Below are 18,707 nucleotides of genomic sequence, written 5' to 3'. Positions count from 1 at the left end.
GAGCGAAATGATAGTATCTTCAACTGGAATAGGCTCCGGTATAGATATTCAGAGTCTTGTTACTCAGCTGGCAACTGCTGAGGCCCAGCCGGCTTTAAATGCTATTAGCCGAAAGACTAGTGCTGCCAATACCTTACTAAGTGGTCTGGGTACTTTAAAAAGTGGGTTGTCTGATTTTAGTTCGATCGTAGCTAAATTGAAGGACGGCAACCTGTTTAAAACCTTTAAAACAACCTCTTCAGATGAGTCAGTTTTAAAGGCTACAGCTGCCAGTGGGGCTGTTGCGGGTTCGTATGCAGTTGAAGTGGTGCAGCTTGCCAAGGCTCAAAAGTCGATTGCTGCGCCGGAATTCAGTAATTCTTCCGCGTCGATTGGTAGCGGAACCCTAACGTTTGATAGGCCGGACGGTGCTTCTTTTAGCGTAACAACCGACAATACCACTACTCTGCAGGGCTTGCGGGATGCTATAAATCAAGCAGCCGGAAATAATTTTGTTACTGCCAGTATTGTTAATGTCGATCATGTTTCGACAGGGCCAAATGATCCTGATAATGGAAAAACGGTATCAAAATTGGTGTTAACCGCTAAGGATGTAGGCACTAAAAACGGCTTTACGGTCAGCGGAAACGATGATGATGGAAATAATACCGATTCATTAGGGATATCCAGTTTTTTTTCTGGCAGTCTTCAGTCCTTAAGCGACCCTTTGGACGCAATTATTAAGGTCGATCAACAAACTGCAACGCGTAGCAGTAATCTGATCACCGATGTTTTGCCGGGTGTAAACCTTGATCTTCAAGGTTCAAATGTCGGTGAAACAGTTGATGTACAAATTAGTCTTGACGAGGAAGCAATCAAGACAACCGTGCAAGGGTTTGTGGACGGATACAATAAATTAAAATCCACCACTAAAAGTCTTGGGAAATTTGGTGGGGCCACCGATGGCAGCGGGACGGGTAATGGAGCGCTGCTTGGCGACTCGACTTTGCGTTTGGTTGCAGCCCAAATCAGACAAGCCGCAACTGCTAATGTTTCTTCGGCGTCGGGTAATTACAATTCCTTGGCGATGATAGGTATCAGTATTAATAGGGATGGCGTCATGTCATTGGACAGTGCCAAACTTACAGAGGCTCTCAAGTCGGATATTCAGTCAGTCAGCGATGTCTTTTCGTCGGCTGATGGTGTTTCAACCCGTATGGATAGTCGGTTGAAGCTTTTTTTACAGTCAGGCGGCTCTTTGGAGACGCGCCAGAATTCGTTGAAAAAACAGATATCGGCACTGAGCGATCAAAAACTCAACGTTCAAGATCGGCAGGCGAATTATCAGGCCATGCTGTTGAGACAATTCACGGCAATGGATGTTACGGTTGGAACGTTAAATACTACCAGTACTTTTTTAAGTAACTGGATTAGTAAAAATTAAGAGGAATCTCTCATGTATTCTCCCGCATATAAAAATCGAGCTCAACATTATACTGATGTGCATAATGTTGGCGGGATAGGCGAGGACTCGCCCCATCGGCTGATTCAAATGTTGATGGAAGGGTTTCTGGCTAGAATCAATTCGGCAAAAGGCGCCATGGCACATGGTGATTTGGAAGCGAAAAGCGTTTTTATTTCCAGAGCCATTGGTATCGTTGGGGGGTTGAACGAAGCGTTGGATTTAGAGCAGGGTGGCGATTTGGCTGCCAATTTGCATCAATTGTACGGTTATATTAACGCTCAGTTAGTTCAGGCCAGTTATGAGAATAGTGAGGCAAAGCTTGATGAAGTCGCAGTCCTAATGAGGGATATCAAGGAAGCTTGGGATGCAATTGCCTGAATATTCAAGCGCGGCTGATCCGAATTGGATTGAGTTGCAAAACACCATATTGAATACTTATTCGGAGAAAATAGAATCATGTATCGAGCATTCCGCATGGAAAATGTTGGCTATTGTTATCGAGGCTAGGCATGCCTATCTTGTTCAGCTATTTTCTCCTGCGGTTCCGAAGCAATATCGGACGTTTCTTAAGCAGTTGGCGGAATTGATCTTGCAACAAGATCTGCTGATTCAATCACGAGTCGAAGCGCAAAAAAACATCATTGCCCAGCAGCAATTGTCTCTTGATAGAGGACGTCGGGCAGTGCAAACCTACTCATTAAATAATTAAGTATTCTTAATCAGCATTTTTCTGGAAAGTAAAGCCTTTCATAAATAACTTATAAAGACTTGGGAAATGCCTTTTTGCGACATTAGCTCCGTACGGATTTACGCCAAAAAACATCCATAAAGTTCATTAGTTCTTCAACAGCGGCTATTGTGACGGCATTATAGATAGATGCGCGCAGACCGCCAATCGCTCTGTGGCCGGATAGTCCTGAAAATCCCGCTGCCTGCGATTCCGTTATAAAGCGCCTCTCCAGTTCGGGCTTGGGAAGCTTGAATACCACATTCATTAAGGAGCGGTCGGCAGTGTTGGCTCGTCCTTGGAAGAATCCGTCACTTTCGTCTATCAGGCCGTAGAGCAATTCCGCTTTCCGCCGATTGATTTGATCCATATACTTTAAGCCACCGATGTCGTTAAGCAGCCAGCGAGTGACCAGTAATACCGCATATATTGCAAAAACAGGGGGAGTGTTAAAGTTCGAATGCGCTTTTGCCTGGGTTTTATAGTCGAGAAAGCTTGGGAGTTTGCCGGATGAATGTTCGATCAGATCATCGCGTACTACCACCACGGTTATGCCTGCCGGGCCAATATTTTTCTGAGCGTGCGCATAGATTAGGGAAAAGCGCTCAAATTCACAGGGTTTGGAAAGAAAATCCGACGACATGTCGCATATCCGGGGGACATCGTTACGACCAAGTACTCGCTGAAACTGAAGCCCTTCTACGGTTTCGTTGGAAATGTAATGCATATAGGGTGCATCTGGGGAAAAACATAGCTCATCATCAGTGGGTAAGCGTTTAAAACTTGTTGAGTCGCCACTCCAAACTATTCGGATCGGTCCTTCGAGTTTGGCTTCCGGGATGGCTTTGCCGCTCCAGTAGCCGGTCTGTATATATTCTGCTGCCGTTGATTTTCCTCTCAAAAGGGTCATTGGGACCATGGAGAATTGTTGCGTAGCACCGCCTTGAAGCATAAGCACATGATATTTGTCGTTCAAGCCAAGTAATGCCCGAATATTGTCTTCAAGTTCGGATATGACCTCGGCAAACCATTCGGAACGGTGGCTAATCCCAAGGACTGAAATGCCTAATCCGGGTACTTTAATGATTTCTTCGCTAAGCTGTGATAAAACATTTTCCGGTAAGGCGCCTGGCCCCCCGGAAAAATTCAGGCTATTTTGTAAATTCATTGTGCAGAGTTTGATTCCATTATGGCTTCAGTTTGAAGCGATTTCTCTAGCGGCTAGTCGGAGCAAATAATCGCGAAATGCCGACGATACCTTTTCCATGTGGATGCGTTTATGAGGGAAAAGCTCGTCATTATCCATGGCATGCACGATCATGGCGTGGTCAATTTCGAAAATCAGTAACTCGCCGGAGGTGGTTTCCGCGCAATCGATACATAGATAATCCAATCCCGTGCGCTGATGAACCTCATTTAAGGGGGTTGCGTGTCGCTGCGTGAAGCCGTCGAAGTTTTCCATAAACAGTCGCTCCTCGTTGCGCTTAGCAGAATCTTCGTACATGCCTGCATTAACGTAGTGAATCATCCAGTGTGATGAAATCGCCATATGACAAGCAAGGGGGATTCCATCGACAATCGCGATTCTGAATTTCCTGAATTGGCCGTCTTGTCCGCTGTAATCGATAAATTTTGACAGGAAGAATGTCGCATCTTCAACTCGGGAAAGATACTCCGCAATTTCCGCTGTATTTTCGATTTTGACCAGATCGCGTCCAGCGTGAGAATCGAGAGGACGCAGGATTATGGGAAAGTCATGGTTGGTAATCAATTCGGAAACGGTTAGTTCCGCGTTTGCAACCGACATGAGGTTTGCGCGCGACACTCTATGCGTCGAGGGGATGAAAAGGCCGGGAATATCCCGCAGAAGTTGGCTCGCAGTATCGCGTCTTGTGCTCGGAATGTACCTGGGTGCATTGATGACCGGGTGCGGCCAGTCTCGCAGTTTTTGAGCTAGTGTCTCGATCAGAAGATTATTTTCTTCCAGTTCACTAAAGGCGACCATCAGTACATCATGTTCGGGAATTGGTTCGGCTAGAGGATCTCCGGGCGAGAGATAATAATAAATTAAATCTATATCTGCGTTTTCTAATAAACAGTCGAGTGGCGTATTAGCGGCCAGGTCGCCGGGTACCATTAGCATCAATAGGCGTAACTTAACGGGCTGAATTGAAGCGGCAAGATGGTATATGCGGCTCATTTCCAGTGCCTGAGACTGAATCGATAGACCAATATCCCGCTGTTCAATACATAACATAGCCGTGGCCAAATTCATCCACAAATTCGGGTTTTCAGGGTGGTCGGCGGCCTTAGTGAGCAAATCCTGGCAGGTAGACCTTAAGTCGTCTCCATTGATACTCATTCGCAAAAAAGGTGCAAGGCCTATGAATTCGTTGTCAAACTGAGCCATAAAAAAGAGAACCAAAGGTCTGGATATTGTGGAGATTTCATTGCGGTTGTCTGGCTAGTGAGCGCTAAGTTGCACCGGCAATTAATTGGGGATGAAAATAGCTTGCAGCAAACTACCTAATTCCATTACAGGTGATAGTATAGTCAAAACCACAGGTCATAGCTCTGTTAATTCCATGATATGAGGTGCTTTTGGATTATCTGCAGGGGAGCTGTATGTTCGTTGGGCGGATAAGCTTTACATATTTGATCCTGTCAAAAATGTATGGTTGTTATTAACAATAAGTTCTACGCATATTTTAGGTAACTGGTTGTTTTTATGGCAATATTTTATTGGCCTTCTACAGAAGGTTTTGCCTATTCGACAATCTCGCGTAAGGAGGTCATTATGAATATTAGTAATATAGGCAATATCAATATTGTTTCCCATCAGCTCGAGGGGCTGGCGCCTACCGCACCCGTTTCTGCGCTACCAAAAGATGGGGCGGCTACTAAAACAAAAAATGATGAAGTTAAGCAGGCTGCAGAATCAACGCCAAAAAAAGATACGGGCTCTACGGACTCTAATTTGAATAGTGATGAATTGAAGCATATTTCAGAAAAGCTTCAACGCATGTTTAATTCCGATCTGATTTTTTCGGTTGATGAAAAAAGCGGCGAGCATGTTATTCAGGTCATTGATAAGTCGACAAAAGAGGTAATTAGACAAATCCCTTCAGCAGAAGCTATACAGATAAAAGAGTCCATTGATCGATTTCAAAAAGGATTGCTGGTCAATATAAAAACTTAATGTTTACCCATTGAAACCTTAGAGTAATAGCCAATAAATAGCGAATTCGGTAAGCCCTGCTACGCTCCCAAAAACCGGTAACTGTCGGATCGTGTCTGACTAGTACGTCTCGGATACGCCATGGAGGCTTTTCCTGCTTCCTTCGCCGGCATCCACATTGCCCGTCTCAATGGAGGCTGAGCCGTAATAATATTCCCCGTCCTTTTTGTTTGTATATCGACGTGATTGATCAGATTCGTCTGGTCGCTCAGTTGCGGCCCCCTTTTTTTTCCATATTGTAGGTCGGGTATTACCTGGAAAAATTTGGCTCGTCGGCAAATTTCTGCCGGTGCTAGCGTGGAGGGGGTGGGGTTAGATCGATTTAAAGCTGTCAAAATATTGGCAGGCTGGATTATTTTTATTTAAGCAATTGATTTAATTGAGAAAATTATTTTGGCATGAAAAGTGTTTTATAAGATGTGGCGGCAATAAAGCCTTGTCTATTTATCATTTTTCGGGAGAACCGTCATGCCATCTTCTATGGTCATAAATACCAATATTGCGTCGTTGAATAGTCAACGAATGTTAAGCAGAACAAATGAATCGCTCAGTACTGCCATGGAAAGACTGTCATCCGGGTTGCGTGTTAATAGCGCAAAGGATGATGCTGCGGGATTGGCTATCGCAGACCGGATGACCTCTCAAATTCGGGGCATGACGGTGGCCATGCGAAATGCCAATGATGGTATTTCCATGGCGCAGACTGCTGAAGCCGGGATGGGTAACATCACTGAAACTTTGCAAAGAATGCGGGACTTAGCTATCCAAGCGGCAAACTTTGGCTCTGTAAGTTCCGAGGATCGCGAGAAGCTACAGACCGAGTTTAGACAGCTCGGTAGCGAAATTCATCGAATTATTGAAAATACCGAGTTTAACGGCAAAAAAATTCTAAATGGCTCCTTATCAAATGCAATATTTCAGGTAGGGCCGAATACTAGCGCGAATAACCAAATCAGTATCACTATTTCTAATCTGGAATTGATGTCTGGCGTAAATCAATTGTTTGGTAGTTTGGCCTCTATAGGGAGCAATGCAACATTTTCTAATGTGATGTCTGCAATCAATAATATTGATGTTGCCATAGCCAAAATTGATAACTTTCGTGCTACTCTGGGCGCTATTCAAAATCGTTTTACCACGACTATTTCCAATCTGCAGTCATCTATTGAAAATCAAAGTGCTGCACGATCAAGGATTATGGATGCCGATTTCGCTACAGAAACAGCCCAGTTAAGTAGAGCGCAGATTCTTCAACAAGCAGGTACCGCAATGTTGGCGCAGGCGAATCAGTCTACTCAAGGTGTTTTGCGATTATTGCAATAATTTTGTATTAAAATTAGGACCATGAACGATAATAACGATTTGGTAAGTCAGCATATACTTGGACCGTTAACGGTTAATTCATTTGGCGATAAATTTCTATTCAACCTAAGTCGTCATAATTTTGACAAAGTCAGTTCAATTACGTTGTTTGAAACTAAGTTTGGCGAGATTTTGTTTAATGAAAATACCTTGCATGTTGTTGTCGGAACGGATTCGGGTTTATTGCTGAAATACCTGCTGAACAAAACAATTCCCAAAGGCTCTCGATATATATTCATTGAGCCTGAGTCGGTTTTAACTGCACTGAAAGAGCATGGTTTGCTTGCGTTTGCCGAGCAAAATGAACGTGTATTATGTATTAGCTTGCAGGAATGGTCGTCCACTATTCGCAACTGTAAAATAGCAGATTACTTTTATATTAATGCGGTACGTTCTTTTAATGCCTTTTGTGCTCAAGATGACTTTATAAACGAATACGCTGAGCTGAGCTGGAATATTGTCGAAGTTTTGGCGCAATTGAACTGGGAAAACAATACCGCTATTGGTCAGGAAGCATTCATTGATAGGCAGATAAAAAATATTGCGGACAACAGATTGCCGGCTAAGTTGCTTCAACATGCATTTAGTGGCCAAACCGTGGTAATTTTAGCGGGAGGCCCATCATTAGATGATGCGTTGCCTTGGGTCCGGTTGCATCGAGATCGGTTTGTTGTTTTTGCTGTATCCAGAATATCTAGGCAATTGTTGGCGGCTGATATTGAGCCGGATTTTGTTTTTTCTGTAGATCCGCAAGAGATTAGTTTCGATATCAGTAAGGAGATGTTCCGTTTTGGTAAGCAAACGGTTTTTATTTGCTCCTATCATGCATCATCAAAGTTAATCAACCAATGGCAGGGTTTAATGCTTTATCTGGGGCAGCGTGTGCCATGGCAGTCGCAGTTGAATGTCGCGAATTTGGGCGGGGCTGGACCTACTGTCACTAACGCGGCGCTGAATGTGGCCCATGACTTGGGCTTCAAACGTATTATTCTGGCCGGAGTTGATCTGTGTTTCACCAAGGACGGATTTACTCATGCCAAAGGCAGTAATGAGCAGCTGGTTGGACCCAAGCTGAACCTCACCTCGCTGCAAGTGGAAACTAATGGCGGATTTTTGGCGCCGACAGGTAACGACTACGCCCAGGCTATCAAAACCTTGAGTTTGCAGGCCCGAAGAATCGTCCAGGCGGGAGGGCGAGTTATTAATGGCTCTTTAGGGGCAGCCAAGATTGACGGGGTTGAATATATTCCGTTAGCTGAGATAGCGCTTGAAAAAACTTCAATCAATGCAAAGACAATAGTCGATTCCAAGGTGAGTGACTATGCTTTTAAAGACGATTATTTAACTGATGTATTAGCGGAATTGAAACGGGCAGAGTTTCAGGTCGAATCTATCAAGCGATTGGCCGAACAAGCCCGGCAAATTAATGACACCATGTACAACGCCGAGGGCGTGCTTGAAAACTATAAAGACAAAAGAAAGCTTGACCAAATAGAAAAGAAATTTAAACGCCAACATCGTCATTTCTCCAAATTGGTGAAGCGATTCGGTATTAGGCAATTTATACAGGTGGTTCGGCCTTTTAACGATGAGGACTGGACTTTTGAGGAAGCTAAGAAACTCGGCAATATATACTACGATGCCTATTTTGAAGGGACTAAGAAGTTATCGCTATTGATCGAAGAGGCGATTCATAGGGTCATTGCCAGGCAGCAAGAAAATGAATCTGCTCCTGATTTTGATGTATTGTTTGCGCAATGGCGGAAAGACAAAAGTTTTGGACGCGCCAAGGCATGGCGAGTCAAACATCCCGATTTTGAGATTTCTGTTGCCGCTGAAGCGTTATTTGACGAATTTGAACGCGAATTCGCGGATGTTCTTAACCAAAAAGATACCCGGCATTTGTCCAGAATAAAAGCGAGGAGCAATTTAACTATCGTTAGACAGCGGGCGGGGCTTTTATTCAAGCATAAAAAGTCAGAAGAACTGCAGGATTTACTGCTAAGTTTGGACAAGCATGAGCAACAACAAGCTGCAGAGCCTTATCGGTACTTGATTAACGGATATTTAGCCGAATTGGCGGATGACGCCGACCTGGCGCTAAGTGCGTATCAAAAAGTTATTGAGGGAGGGGAGATTCTGTTGGAAGATGCTTTGATACGTATCGCCAGGCTAGGTATTGAGTCCGAAGATATCCATAATGTGCACTTGGCTTTGGATTGTCTTTCCAAATTAAATCCGGTTTATCTGCCTTTTTATGCCGAGATACAAAGATTGCAAGGCGATATGCTGGATGCAATCGACACGTATAGTGCCTATGTGAGCCAATTTCCTTCGGATACGCTGGCGCAAATAAAGTTGGCAATGCTATATATCGAATGTAAAAGTTATGAGGGGGCAGAATTGATGTTGGACTTTATTTTGTCGCAAAAACCGGATTACCAGACTGCAATTGATATCAAGCGGCAAATGTTGGCTAATAGAGTAATGAATTAAAGCTTAGATATTGCTCGCCGATAACCTTCGTGATGAAAATTTAAAGGAGAAGGTTATGGTTGATTCAGTGTCGAGTGGCAATGCTCCGGGTTTGATGACTGCGTTGATGAAAGAGGCGACGGCAAAGCAAGAGCTGGATATTACCTTGATCAAAAAAGCTCAGGATGTGCAGCGGATGCAAGGGGAGGCGGCGTTAAAGTTAATCGAGACCGCGGGAAATGTTGATGATACAGGCAAAATTGACGTATATGCGTAAGCCAAAAGCCTCAGGTTCGTTTCAAAATCAATTCAAGGACCAGCTTGCTGCCAAAATAAGCCAATAGCAGCAGCACAAATCCCACCAATGTCCATTGGATGGCTGTGTTTCCCCGCCATCCATAGCGCATCCTGCCAAGTAATAAGCTGGAAAATATAATCCAGGCAATGATTGAGAGCACCGTTTTGTGTACTAGGTGCTGAGCAAATAAGTCTTCAATGAAGAAAAAGCCGCTGAATAACGAAACGGTTAAAAAAAACAGGCCGGCGCCTATCATTTGAAACAGCAGTGTTTCCATTGCTTGTAAGGGGGGAAGGGCCGTTATCAGACGTTTGGGGTGGTGACTTCTGAGTTGTTGGTCTTGTATGGCTAAAAGTATGGCTTGTAGCGCGGCAATATTCAGCAGGCTGAATGCGGTGATGGATGACAGGATGTGAATAGTCATCTCCCAGTTTTGCGTGGAGATAGGGTGGCTTTTTTCCGGAAAAATCATGTCCAGGCCGAGCAATATTGCAGCCAATGGAAAAATGGCAGTGCCTAGTTTTTCGACTGGTTTATCTAATGCCGCTATTAATAACAGAAGGACAATGAATAGCGCCACCAGTCCGGCAGCATTAAAAAAACTGAAATTAAAGCCGTTAAACCGCTGAAAAATCTGGCTGATATAGACACCGTGCAATATTGCCGCCAGCCACGCCAAACGGATGGAATTGCGGTGTTGTTCGCAACGGGTGATTAATTCTTTAATCATCAGTATCGAGGCGATGGAGTAGCTTAAAACTGAAAGGATGCCGACAAGAATGCTGTTCATGGCTGTGATGTTGGAAATAATCAAAAATGCGTTGCGAAAGGCTTATGTTAAACTATGCGATCGGATTGTTCTAACCTGTTTCATGTTAGTACGTGTCAGCCTCAATCTATAGAAAATCAAAGACGCAGATATGTTTGATAATTTAACCGACCGCCTGAGCGGTACTCTCAAAAAACTTAAAGGCCAAGGCCGTCTGACCGAGGCAAATATTCAAGATGCGATGCGCGATGTGCGTATGGCGTTGCTGGAAGCGGATGTGGCGCTTCCGGTGGTGACTGACTTTATTGGACAGGTTACCGAGCGGGCCTTGGGCCAGGAAGTGCAATCCAGTCTGTCTCCTGGGCAGGCAATGATCAAGGTGGTGCAAGCCGAGCTGATCAGGGTTATGGGGTCGACTAACGAAGAATTGAATTTGCGCACCCAGCCGCCGGCGATTGTGTTGATGGCAGGCCTGCAAGGTGCTGGTAAAACCACTACAGTGGCAAAGTTAGGCAAGCACTTAAAAGAAAAGAAAAAGAAAAAAGTTGGTGTGGTCAGCGTCGACGTCTATCGTCCAGCTGCTATCAAACAGCTTCAAACTCTGGCTGAAGATGTCGGCCTGCGCTTCTTTGAAAGTGATGCGTCGGAAAATCCTGTCGATATTGTTAATCGCGCTGTAGATGCTGCCAAGCGTCAATTTATCGACGTTTTAATCGTCGATACCGCGGGACGTCTGCATGTCGATGAGGAGATGATGTCGGAGATTAAGGCGCTACATGCCGCGATCAAGCCGATCGAGACCTTGTTTGTGGTTGATAGCATGACGGGTCAGGATGCGGCTAATACTGCCAAAGCCTTCCACGACGCCTTGCCGTTAACCGGTGTAATTTTGACCAAGGCCGACGGCGACGCCAGGGGTGGGGCTGCGTTATCGATTCGGCACATTACCGGCAAACCGATCAAGTTTATAGGTGTGGGCGAAAAGACCGACGCTTTGGAGCCGTTTTATCCCGACCGTTTGGCGTCGCGTATCTTGGGTATGGGTGACGTGCTGTCGCTGATCGAGGATATCGAAGACAAGGTAGACAAGAAAAAAGCCGAGCAACTGGCTAAAAAAATTCAGAAAGGTAAGAGTTTTGATCTAAACGACTTGAAAGAGCAGTTGCTGCAAATGCAAAATATGGGGGGAGTCGGCGCCATGTTGGATAAATTGCCTGGCATGGGGAATGTGCCGAAAGAAGTTAAAGATAAGGTGAATGACAAGGACTTGGCCAGACAAATTGCAGTCATTAACTCGATGACGCTGCAAGAAAGAAAGTTTCCTGATCTGATTAAAGGCAGCCGCAAACAGCGAATTGCCAATGGTTGTGGTCAGGATTTGCATGATGTCAACCGCATTTTGAAGCAGCACAAAATGATGGAGAAAATGATGAAAAAATTCAGCAAGGGTAATGTTGCCAATATGGTGCGGGGCTTAAAAAGTAATATGCGCGGTATGAGAATGTGAGTTTTGTAATTTTTGCTTTCTTTCTGGCGAAAATCGCGTAAAATGGTTTAATTAAATTTTGATTCAATGTTCAAGGTATTCAAATGGTAAGCATTCGTTTGTCCAGAGGTGGCGCCAAAAATCGCCCTTTTTATCACGTTGTAGTTACTGATAGCAGAAACAGTCGCGACGGTCGTTATATCGAGCGGTTGGGTTTCTTTAATCCCTTGGCGCGCGGCGGTGAGCAAAGATTGGTTCTGGATACTGATCGCGTTCAATACTGGCAATCCAATGGCGCGCAACCATCGGATCGCGTTGCAAGATTGATCAAAGACGCCAGCAAAGCTGCCGCTTAAGCAATTTGCCAAGCAGTGATTTTCTGAACGCTGGAGAAGTTTCCGGCGTTTTTGGTGTAAAGGGGTTGGTAAAAGTATTTTCGTTTACGGAGCCTCGCGAGAACATTTTGCAGTATTCACCATGGATATTGCAGAAAAATAATCAAACCAGAGAAATCAAGGTTACCGGCGGGCAGCGCCAGGGTAATACCGTTGTGGCGGAATTGGACGGGATCACGGATCGCGATGCCGCGCTGGCTTTGATGGGCTGGAAGATTTTTATCAGTAAGCAACAGTTGCCAAAACCAAAGCCGGGCGAATACTACTGGGCAGACTTGGTTGGACTGAAAGTCAAAACGCAAGAAGGCATACTGCTTGGCGTGGTCGATCACCTGCTGGAAACCGGAGCCAACGATGTTTTGGTGGTTGTGGATGGAGATATCGAGCGTTTAATCCCATTTTTGCAGCAGCATACCGTGTTGAATATTGATCTTAATGCCGGCTTGATGGTCGTTGATTGGGATCCGGATTTTTGATGCCGAATGCGTTTTGACGTTGTCAGCCTGTTTCCTGAAATGGTAATGAACGCCGCTGGTTACGGTGTTACCGGCAAGGCGATTGAAAATGGCCTAGTCGATCTGGCGGTTTGGAATCCTCGCGATTTCACCCATGATAGACATAAAACGGTAGATGACCGACCTTACGGTGGCGGTCCTGGGATGGTAATGAAATACCAGCCCTTGCTGGATGTGGTCGATGCAGCGAAACTGCATGCCCACTCCGTCCGTCGAAGGGTGATTTGTTTAAGCCCGCAAGGCAAATTAATTTCTCAGCAATTGTTGCAGGAAGCCAGTACATCGGAACAATTGATTTTGATTGCCGGCCGTTACGAAGGTATAGATGAACGCTTTATCGCTGAGGTGTGCGATGAAGAGTGGTCTTTGGGAGATTATGTGATTAGTGGTGGCGAACTGGCGGCATTAATCGTGGTAGATGCGGTAACTCGTTTGATTCCGGGGGTGTTGGGCGATGAAGAATCCGCCAAACAGGATTCGCACTACGATGGCTTGTTGGACTGTCCGCACTATACCCGGCCTGAGCAAAGTGATCTGGGTAACGTGCCGGGCGTATTGATGGGCGGAAATCATGCGGCCATCAAGCACTGGCGGATGAAGCAATCCTTGGGGCGGACTTGGTTGAGGCGGCCGGATTTGCTGGAAAAAATACAATTAACCGCAGAGCAACAGGCTTTGCTGAGTGAATTTAAAACTGAAGTTGATAAATTAGGGTGTGGTAATGAGTAAAATTATTGAAGAATTGGAAGCGGCTCAGCTGAAAAAAGACGTGCCGGCATTTGGACCTGGCGATACTGTGGTCGTACAAGTACGGGTAGTTGAAGGCACACGGGAAAGGCTGCAGGCGTTTGAAGGTATTGTCATTGCCAAACGCAATCGGGGCTTAAACTCAGCGTTCACTGTCAGAAAAATTTCTCACGGTGTTGGTGTTGAACGCGTATTCCAAACACACAGTCCTTCAGTGGGTAGCATCGAAGTGAAACGCCGCGGTGATGTGCGTCGTGCCAAATTGTATTATCTGCGCGACCTGACCGGTAAAGCCGCACGGATCAAAGAAAAACTATCCTGATTCAAATTTAAAACGGGTTCGTGCTATTGGCGAATCGTTCCATAAAAGGCGGCGTTTAGCTGCCTTTTTTTTGCCTGTAAGGTTGGGAAACTATGTCGATTCAGATTGTTTGGCAACATGAAACGTTTGGTAGGCAAATAGAACATAGAGTCCCCGTTCTAAACGCTGAATTGGTTTTGACGAGAATAGGTGACGTTATTATCGATGCCTCATGGCAAACGGCTATTGATCGAAATATCTGTGATGAGTCGACTTTTGTTAAGCAGGTCAGGGCATATTTGATGGATCCCCGTCGCTGTTTACTCGAAGTGCAGCTTTTAGAGCGGGGGACTGCATATAGTCAAAAGATCTGGCAAGCGTTATTGAACATTCCTTTTGGAGATGTAATCAGCTATTCGGCTTTAGCCGATAAATTGGGCTCCGGGCCACGGGCAGTAGCACAAGCCTGTAAAAATAATCCTTATGCCGGTATTATTCCCTGTCATCGAGTGGTATCCAAAAACGGGATCGGCGGATTTATGGGTCAAAGTCAGGGAGAAATGATAGAGTTAAAGCGTCAGCTCTTGGCATATGAACGCAGTATGTTTGAGTTTGTCAAGTGAGCGGTTCAGCTAAAAGTATTGAAGCTTTTTTAAATGCCTTGTGGTTGGAGTTTGGGCTTAGCGATAATACCTTGGCTGCCTATGGTAGCGATTTGACCCAGTTTGATAGGTGGCTAAAAAATCAGGGGCTTCTAGAAGTCGGCGAAATCGATATTTCACGTTTTTTGCTATATCGGCAAAGTCAAGGAAACAGCAGTCGCTCTTCCGCGCGGATGCTATCCAGCTTACGGCGCTTTTACGGTTATTGCGTGCGCGAAAATCAGCTGATTATGGATCCAACTCAATTGATCGATGCTCCTCATGTAGGTCGGTTGTTACCGGATTCATTGTCGGAGGAGGATGTTGAAAGGCTGTTGCAAATCCCGGAAACAGTGCACCCCTTAGGGTTTAGAGATCGCACCATGTTGGAATTGTTGTATGCCGCCGGGCTTAGGGTCTCGGAATTGGTCGAAATCACCTTTCAGCAGGTCAATTTTCGGCAGGGCTGCATCCGAATTACTGGCAAAGGCGAAAAGGAAAGGCTAGTGCCGGTTGGCGAAGAAGCTATGAAATGGTTGGAGCACTACTTGCCGGGCGCCAGGCAAGACATTTTGGGTAACAGGCAAAGTGATTACGTATTTGTCACTACGCGTGGGAGTTGCATGACCCGGCAGGCGTTCTGGCATATCATCAAACGTTATGCCAAACAAGCTGGTATTGACAAACATTTATCGCCACATACCTTAAGACATGCATTTGCTACTCATCTGCTTAATCATGGCGCGGATTTAAGGGTAGTGCAGTTGCTATTGGGGCATTCGGATCTATCGACCACTCAAATTTATACCCATATCGCGCAGCATCGCTTGAAAGAATTACATACAAAATTTCATCCTAGGGGTTAGTTCATGTCAGATCTCATTCATCCTTTAGCTTGTGTGGGGCCTAATGCCCAATTAGCTGCCAACGTAAGTGTTGGACCCTTTGCTGTGATAGAGGACGGAGCAGTCATAGGTGCCAATTGTCGGATTGGCGCTCACGCTATCGTCCACAGTTGGGTAAAAATGGGCGAAGGTAACATTTTACATCCGCATGCGGTGTTAGGCGGATTGCCGCAAGACTTGGGATTTGACCCGCAAACCGAATCTTGGTTGGAAATTGGTAACAATAATGCCTTCAGGGAAGGGTTTACCGCTCATCGGGCTACTAAACCGTCGGAGTCGACCAAAATTGGTTCCGATTGTTATTTTATGAATAATAGCCATGTCGCGCACGATTGCCGGGTTGGCGACAAAACTATTTTTGCTAATAATGTGGCAATCGGCGGCCATGTAGAGGTCGGTAATAACGTCTTTATGGGCGGTGCTGTTGTGGTACATCAGTTCTGCCGGATTGGGTCTTATGCGATCGTGCAGGGCACCACCGGAATTAATATGGATGTCATTCCCTTTATGCTCATCGGAGGCAGGCCGGCCAAACATTATCGGCTTAACATCGTAGGTTTAAGGCGGGCAGGGATTGTGGGGGAGAATTACAAAGTGTTATCCAATGCATTTCGGTTGCTGAAAAATAAAAAAAGCCTGGATGAATTGCAAAAAACCGAAGAACTGCAATACTTAACCGACTGGTTAGCGGTAGATTCAAAACGTGGATTACACGGTTTTGTTGATGTCTCGAATCACTAGCCTGTCTTAACGGTCATTTTTTAGTTTGATTGAGCGGATTGAAGAATGTTTGATTTACCTTCTTAACGATGAGTCTATAACGCTTGGGCTTTACCTTGAACCTGGATGAAGATTCTTGTAATTGATAATACTGGGCAAATTTCGGCCTGTTTGGCCGAGGTTGAAGCAGATCTGAATTGTCGCACCGATGAAATTCAGGCACTCAACGCTTTGGAACAACTACAGCCGGAGCTGGTTTTCCTGAGTTATGCATTTCGCGGAGAACAGACCCATGATTACATTCGGCTGTTGGTTAAGACGTTGCCTTCGGCGAGCTTAATAATTGTCGGGGAACAAATGGCTCAGGAATGCGTGCTGCGGTGTTTGCTATGCGGTGCAAAAGGCTTTCAGGAATTGCAAGACTTACAGTATTACAGCTTTCGTTTGGTTCAGGCGATTAGTCGCGGTGAAGCCTGGGTAAGCAGAAGGATGGTCGCCAGTTTATTGGATGCGATCCGTCAACTGACGTTATAAAAAGGCTCGTTTAAAAATGCACCGATGCTTCGAAGTAAAAGGTTTGGCCGGGTATCGGCAGATTATTCGGGTAACTGCTGACCGCTGCTTCCCGGCCATGACTATCGAATAAATTACGCGCCGACGCGGTTAAATCCAGATGCCCGAACAAGCGTTTGGCGTTTAAAGTCAGGTCTATGGTTTCGTAATCAGGCAAGGTTCTGGTATCGCCAGGACTGCTCAGGCGGTGGCCAACCCAGTTGATTTGGGTTTGAATCTGCCATTTGGGCATAAAATTCCAAGCCAGCGCACTATAAACGTGATGTTCCGGCACGTTGCTGACGCGACGGAGGTTTGCTTCGTTTCGGGCGTATTGCCAGGCATAATTACCGCGCAAATTCCATTCCGGCAGAAACTTCCAGTCCCATTCAAATTCGCTGCCGTAGGCTTGTTGACCTTCCGTGTTCGTTTCAGTCAGGGGCGCGCCTTGCGTCACGAGCTCGCCGCCAATTAAGTCCTTGATTTGATAATGGAACAGGTTTAACGTTGTTCTGAGGTTATTGGTTGGTCGATAGTCAAAGGCCAGCTCGGTTGTTTCTATGGTTTCAGGTTTCAAGCTGGGGCTGCCGGTAAATAATGGGCTGTTTTGCTGATACTGTTCCAGAAAACTCGGTGCCCGATAGGCTTGTCCGTAGAGGATTTTGCCGGTTAGTTTGGGGTTAATGTCCCAAACTAATGCTGCTCGTGGATTCCAGGTACTGCCAAAGTCCGAATAATGGTCATAGCGTAAACCGGTGGTTAAATGCCAGTCAGTAGCTATTTGCCATTCATCTTGTATGGCCATGGACCAAATGTCTCTATGATGGTCGCCGATAAAAGTATAAGGAGTGCCGGTTAAGTTTTGTAAGCCGCTTGCTAAATTAACAGCATTCGGCTTTAAACTGGCGCCATCAATAACGCCTACGCCGAAATTACGCGCTTCCTGGGTATTCATTTCTTCGTAGCGGTAGCCGCTAACCAAGCGAAGCAAATGATCTGTAAAGCCCTTATAAATGCTGGTCAGCTCGAAATTAACGACCGTGTTTTTGACGCCGGTATTGAAGCGCATACCGTCGGGAAAAGTCACCAAGCCTTTGGTTAGTGCTAACTGATCGGTGACATTACCGCTCGAGTCTATAGGTAAGACAGAGCCGGGTGGGGTATTGTAGATGTTGGCATTGACGTCGGTATGCAAAAAGCTGGCATGCGGCTGTAACTCCCAGTCTTCCAAATCGTCTTCAGTTGAGTAGTGCACGTCCGCTAAGTAGTTGCTGCCATTTAGTTTGCCTTTGTTGTCCAATGCGCCGGCCGTACCCGCGCGAAAGCCGCCATCCGCTTCGTTAAAGGCCCAGAATCCCAAATCCCAGTGTTTGCGTTGTAAATTCAGGTGGCCATTCCAACGTTCGTTCTGGGTTTGCATGGGGCCGGGTGCTGACGAAAAGCCGGTGCCCGTTAATGCATCGGCTTGAATAATCCGATCGGGGTCCGCTCCATTATGGCTATATTGCAAACTGGCCGCGACATCCCAGCCTTGCCATTGTCCGCCGTATTGGCCCCAACTGCTTTTGGTGTCCGCATTGCCGCCGCGCGCGCCGACGGTAACACCGTCCAAATCCGCGGCTTTCTTGGTCACAATATTGATGACACCGGCAAACGCGTCCGCGCCATATAACGCTGAACCCGGGCCTCTGATAACTTCCACCCGCTGAATGTTTTGAACCGGAATGATCATGCCGGGCATGTGGGTGCCTTGATACGGTACTGAAAAACGGGTGCCGTTCATCATCATCAACACTTCCGAATTGGTGTCGTTGCGGATGCCGCGCATGCTGTAATTGTAATCATTGGTGACAGGCTGGATGGTGACGTGCATGCCGGGTATGGTTTCGAGGATTTCATGCAGTTCGGTGGCGCCCATGGCCTTGATTTGTTCCGCGGTGATGACACTGGTTACGGCTGCCGAGTGGGATAGACTTTTCATCGTGCCGGAAGCGATGCTGACGGAAATATCGGCGAGTTGTGCTGGCGATAACGCCATTAAGTCATCCATGTCATGCTGCGCATGCGCAACACTGCCCATAAAACTCAGCAACAAAGACTGCATTAACCGTAGTTGGGGTCGGTAGCGCATG

The 18,707-nt window shown here is 46.0% G+C and carries 20 protein-coding genes; 16 read left to right on the top strand and 4 right to left on the bottom strand.

Translation table 11 applies throughout. The features are described from left to right. The first annotated feature begins 7 nt into the window (after positions 1 to 7). The 3 genes from fliD to M0R33_RS02145 are packed head-to-tail and all read left to right on the top strand — an operon-like array spanning position 8 to position 2,153. Entirely contained in the window at positions 8 to 1,423 is a 1,416-nt protein-coding gene (gene fliD / locus M0R33_RS02155; protein WP_292564360.1) for a flagellar filament capping protein FliD, read from the top strand. Between the two features lie 12 nt (positions 1,424 to 1,435). Further along, positions 1,436 to 1,822, top strand: a complete 387-nt coding sequence (fliS, locus tag M0R33_RS02150) for a flagellar export chaperone FliS (protein ID WP_292564358.1) — start codon at positions 1,436 to 1,438, stop codon at positions 1,820 to 1,822. Further along, on the top strand, positions 1,809 to 2,153 hold the full coding sequence (locus M0R33_RS02145) for a hypothetical protein (protein ID WP_292564355.1): 345 nt from the start codon (positions 1,809 to 1,811) through the stop codon (positions 2,151 to 2,153). The genes fliS and M0R33_RS02145 overlap by 14 nt, the downstream gene beginning before the upstream one ends. Before the next feature lie 82 nt (positions 2,154 to 2,235). Here the strand turns inward: M0R33_RS02145 and M0R33_RS02140 are convergent, their stop codons facing one another. Continuing rightward, on the bottom strand, positions 2,236 to 3,339 hold the full coding sequence (locus M0R33_RS02140) for a phosphoserine transaminase (RefSeq protein ID WP_292564353.1): 1,104 nt from the start codon (positions 3,337 to 3,339) through the stop codon (positions 2,236 to 2,238). A 27-nt stretch (positions 3,340 to 3,366) separates the two neighbouring features. Further along, positions 3,367 to 4,581 (bottom strand): hypothetical protein, encoded by a 1,215-nt coding sequence (locus M0R33_RS02135; protein ID WP_292564349.1) that lies wholly within the window; start codon positions 4,579 to 4,581, stop codon positions 3,367 to 3,369. 387 nt (positions 4,582 to 4,968) lie between these two features. On the opposite strand from M0R33_RS02135, the gene M0R33_RS02130 reads away from it, so the two are divergent. From M0R33_RS02130 to M0R33_RS02115, 4 genes are all read left to right on the top strand, one after another. Then, the gene (locus M0R33_RS02130) at positions 4,969 to 5,370 is read left to right on the top strand and encodes a flagellar protein FlaG (RefSeq protein ID WP_292564347.1); all 402 of its coding nucleotides are present in this window, start codon (positions 4,969 to 4,971) and stop codon (positions 5,368 to 5,370) included. A 507-nt stretch (positions 5,371 to 5,877) separates the two neighbouring features. Beyond that, complete coding sequence (locus M0R33_RS02125) at positions 5,878 to 6,732, top strand: flagellin domain-containing protein (protein WP_292564344.1); 855 nt, start codon at positions 5,878 to 5,880, stop codon at positions 6,730 to 6,732. Positions 6,733 to 6,753: 21 nt separating this feature from the next. Further along, positions 6,754 to 9,267 carry a 6-hydroxymethylpterin diphosphokinase MptE-like protein gene (locus tag M0R33_RS02120; protein ID WP_292564341.1) on the top strand — a complete coding sequence of 838 codons (2,514 nt, stop codon included), beginning with the start codon at positions 6,754 to 6,756 and terminating at the stop codon, positions 9,265 to 9,267. 55 nt (positions 9,268 to 9,322) lie between these two features. Continuing rightward, complete coding sequence (locus tag M0R33_RS02115) at positions 9,323 to 9,523, top strand: hypothetical protein (protein ID WP_292564338.1); 201 nt, start codon at positions 9,323 to 9,325, stop codon at positions 9,521 to 9,523. A 10-nt stretch (positions 9,524 to 9,533) separates the two neighbouring features. Here M0R33_RS02115 and ccsA read toward each other — a convergent pair whose 3' ends face one another. Beyond that, positions 9,534 to 10,334, bottom strand: coding sequence for a cytochrome c biogenesis protein CcsA (gene ccsA / locus M0R33_RS02110; RefSeq protein ID WP_292564335.1), 801 nt, complete (start codon positions 10,332 to 10,334; stop codon positions 9,534 to 9,536). A 130-nt stretch (positions 10,335 to 10,464) separates the two neighbouring features. Here ccsA and ffh point away from each other — a divergent pair, with 130 nt between their 5' ends. The 9 genes from ffh to M0R33_RS02065 all read left to right on the top strand — a co-directional run bounded on the left by ffh (position 10,465) and on the right by M0R33_RS02065 (position 16,557). Continuing rightward, positions 10,465 to 11,820, top strand: coding sequence for a signal recognition particle protein (gene ffh, locus M0R33_RS02105; RefSeq protein ID WP_292564333.1), 1,356 nt, complete (start codon positions 10,465 to 10,467; stop codon positions 11,818 to 11,820). Between the two features lie 83 nt (positions 11,821 to 11,903). Further along, entirely contained in the window at positions 11,904 to 12,155 is a 252-nt protein-coding gene (gene rpsP, locus M0R33_RS02100) for a 30S ribosomal protein S16 (RefSeq protein ID WP_292564330.1), read from the top strand. Between the two features lie 5 nt (positions 12,156 to 12,160). Beyond that, positions 12,161 to 12,670 (top strand): ribosome maturation factor RimM, encoded by a 510-nt coding sequence (gene rimM, locus M0R33_RS02095; RefSeq protein ID WP_292564328.1) that lies wholly within the window; start codon positions 12,161 to 12,163, stop codon positions 12,668 to 12,670. Positions 12,671 to 12,676: 6 nt separating this feature from the next. Next, complete coding sequence (gene trmD, locus M0R33_RS02090; protein WP_292564326.1) at positions 12,677 to 13,438, top strand: tRNA (guanosine(37)-N1)-methyltransferase TrmD; 762 nt, start codon at positions 12,677 to 12,679, stop codon at positions 13,436 to 13,438. Further along, entirely contained in the window at positions 13,431 to 13,778 is a 348-nt protein-coding gene (gene rplS, locus M0R33_RS02085) for a 50S ribosomal protein L19 (protein ID WP_292564323.1), read from the top strand. The genes trmD and rplS overlap by 8 nt, the downstream gene beginning before the upstream one ends. A gap of 92 nt (positions 13,779 to 13,870) precedes the next feature. Next, entirely contained in the window at positions 13,871 to 14,380 is a 510-nt protein-coding gene (locus M0R33_RS02080) for a methylated-DNA--[protein]-cysteine S-methyltransferase (RefSeq protein ID WP_292564320.1), read from the top strand. After that, positions 14,377 to 15,264 carry a site-specific tyrosine recombinase XerD gene (gene xerD / locus M0R33_RS02075; protein ID WP_292564317.1) on the top strand — a complete coding sequence of 296 codons (888 nt, stop codon included), beginning with the start codon at positions 14,377 to 14,379 and terminating at the stop codon, positions 15,262 to 15,264. Before M0R33_RS02080 ends, xerD begins: the two co-directional genes overlap by 4 nt. A 3-nt stretch (positions 15,265 to 15,267) precedes the next feature. Continuing rightward, positions 15,268 to 16,044: an acyl-ACP--UDP-N-acetylglucosamine O-acyltransferase gene (gene lpxA / locus M0R33_RS02070; RefSeq protein WP_292564314.1), complete on the top strand. Its 777-nt coding sequence runs from the start codon at positions 15,268 to 15,270 to the stop codon at positions 16,042 to 16,044. 105 nt (positions 16,045 to 16,149) lie between these two features. Further along, positions 16,150 to 16,557: a hypothetical protein gene (locus M0R33_RS02065; protein WP_292564311.1), complete on the top strand. Its 408-nt coding sequence runs from the start codon at positions 16,150 to 16,152 to the stop codon at positions 16,555 to 16,557. 10 nt (positions 16,558 to 16,567) lie between these two features. On the opposite strand, the gene M0R33_RS02060 is transcribed toward M0R33_RS02065, so the two are convergent. Beyond that, entirely contained in the window at positions 16,568 to 18,706 is a 2,139-nt protein-coding gene (locus M0R33_RS02060) for a TonB-dependent receptor (RefSeq protein ID WP_292564309.1), read from the bottom strand. Position 18,707 lies beyond the last annotated feature (1 nt).

The sequence above is a fragment of the Methylomonas sp. genome, assembly GCF_023228165.1.
Classification (GTDB): domain Bacteria; phylum Pseudomonadota; class Gammaproteobacteria; order Methylococcales; family Methylomonadaceae; genus Methylomonas.
The sequence above is the reverse complement of the archived record's forward strand: the minus strand, read 5'-3'. Positions and strand labels throughout refer to the sequence as shown.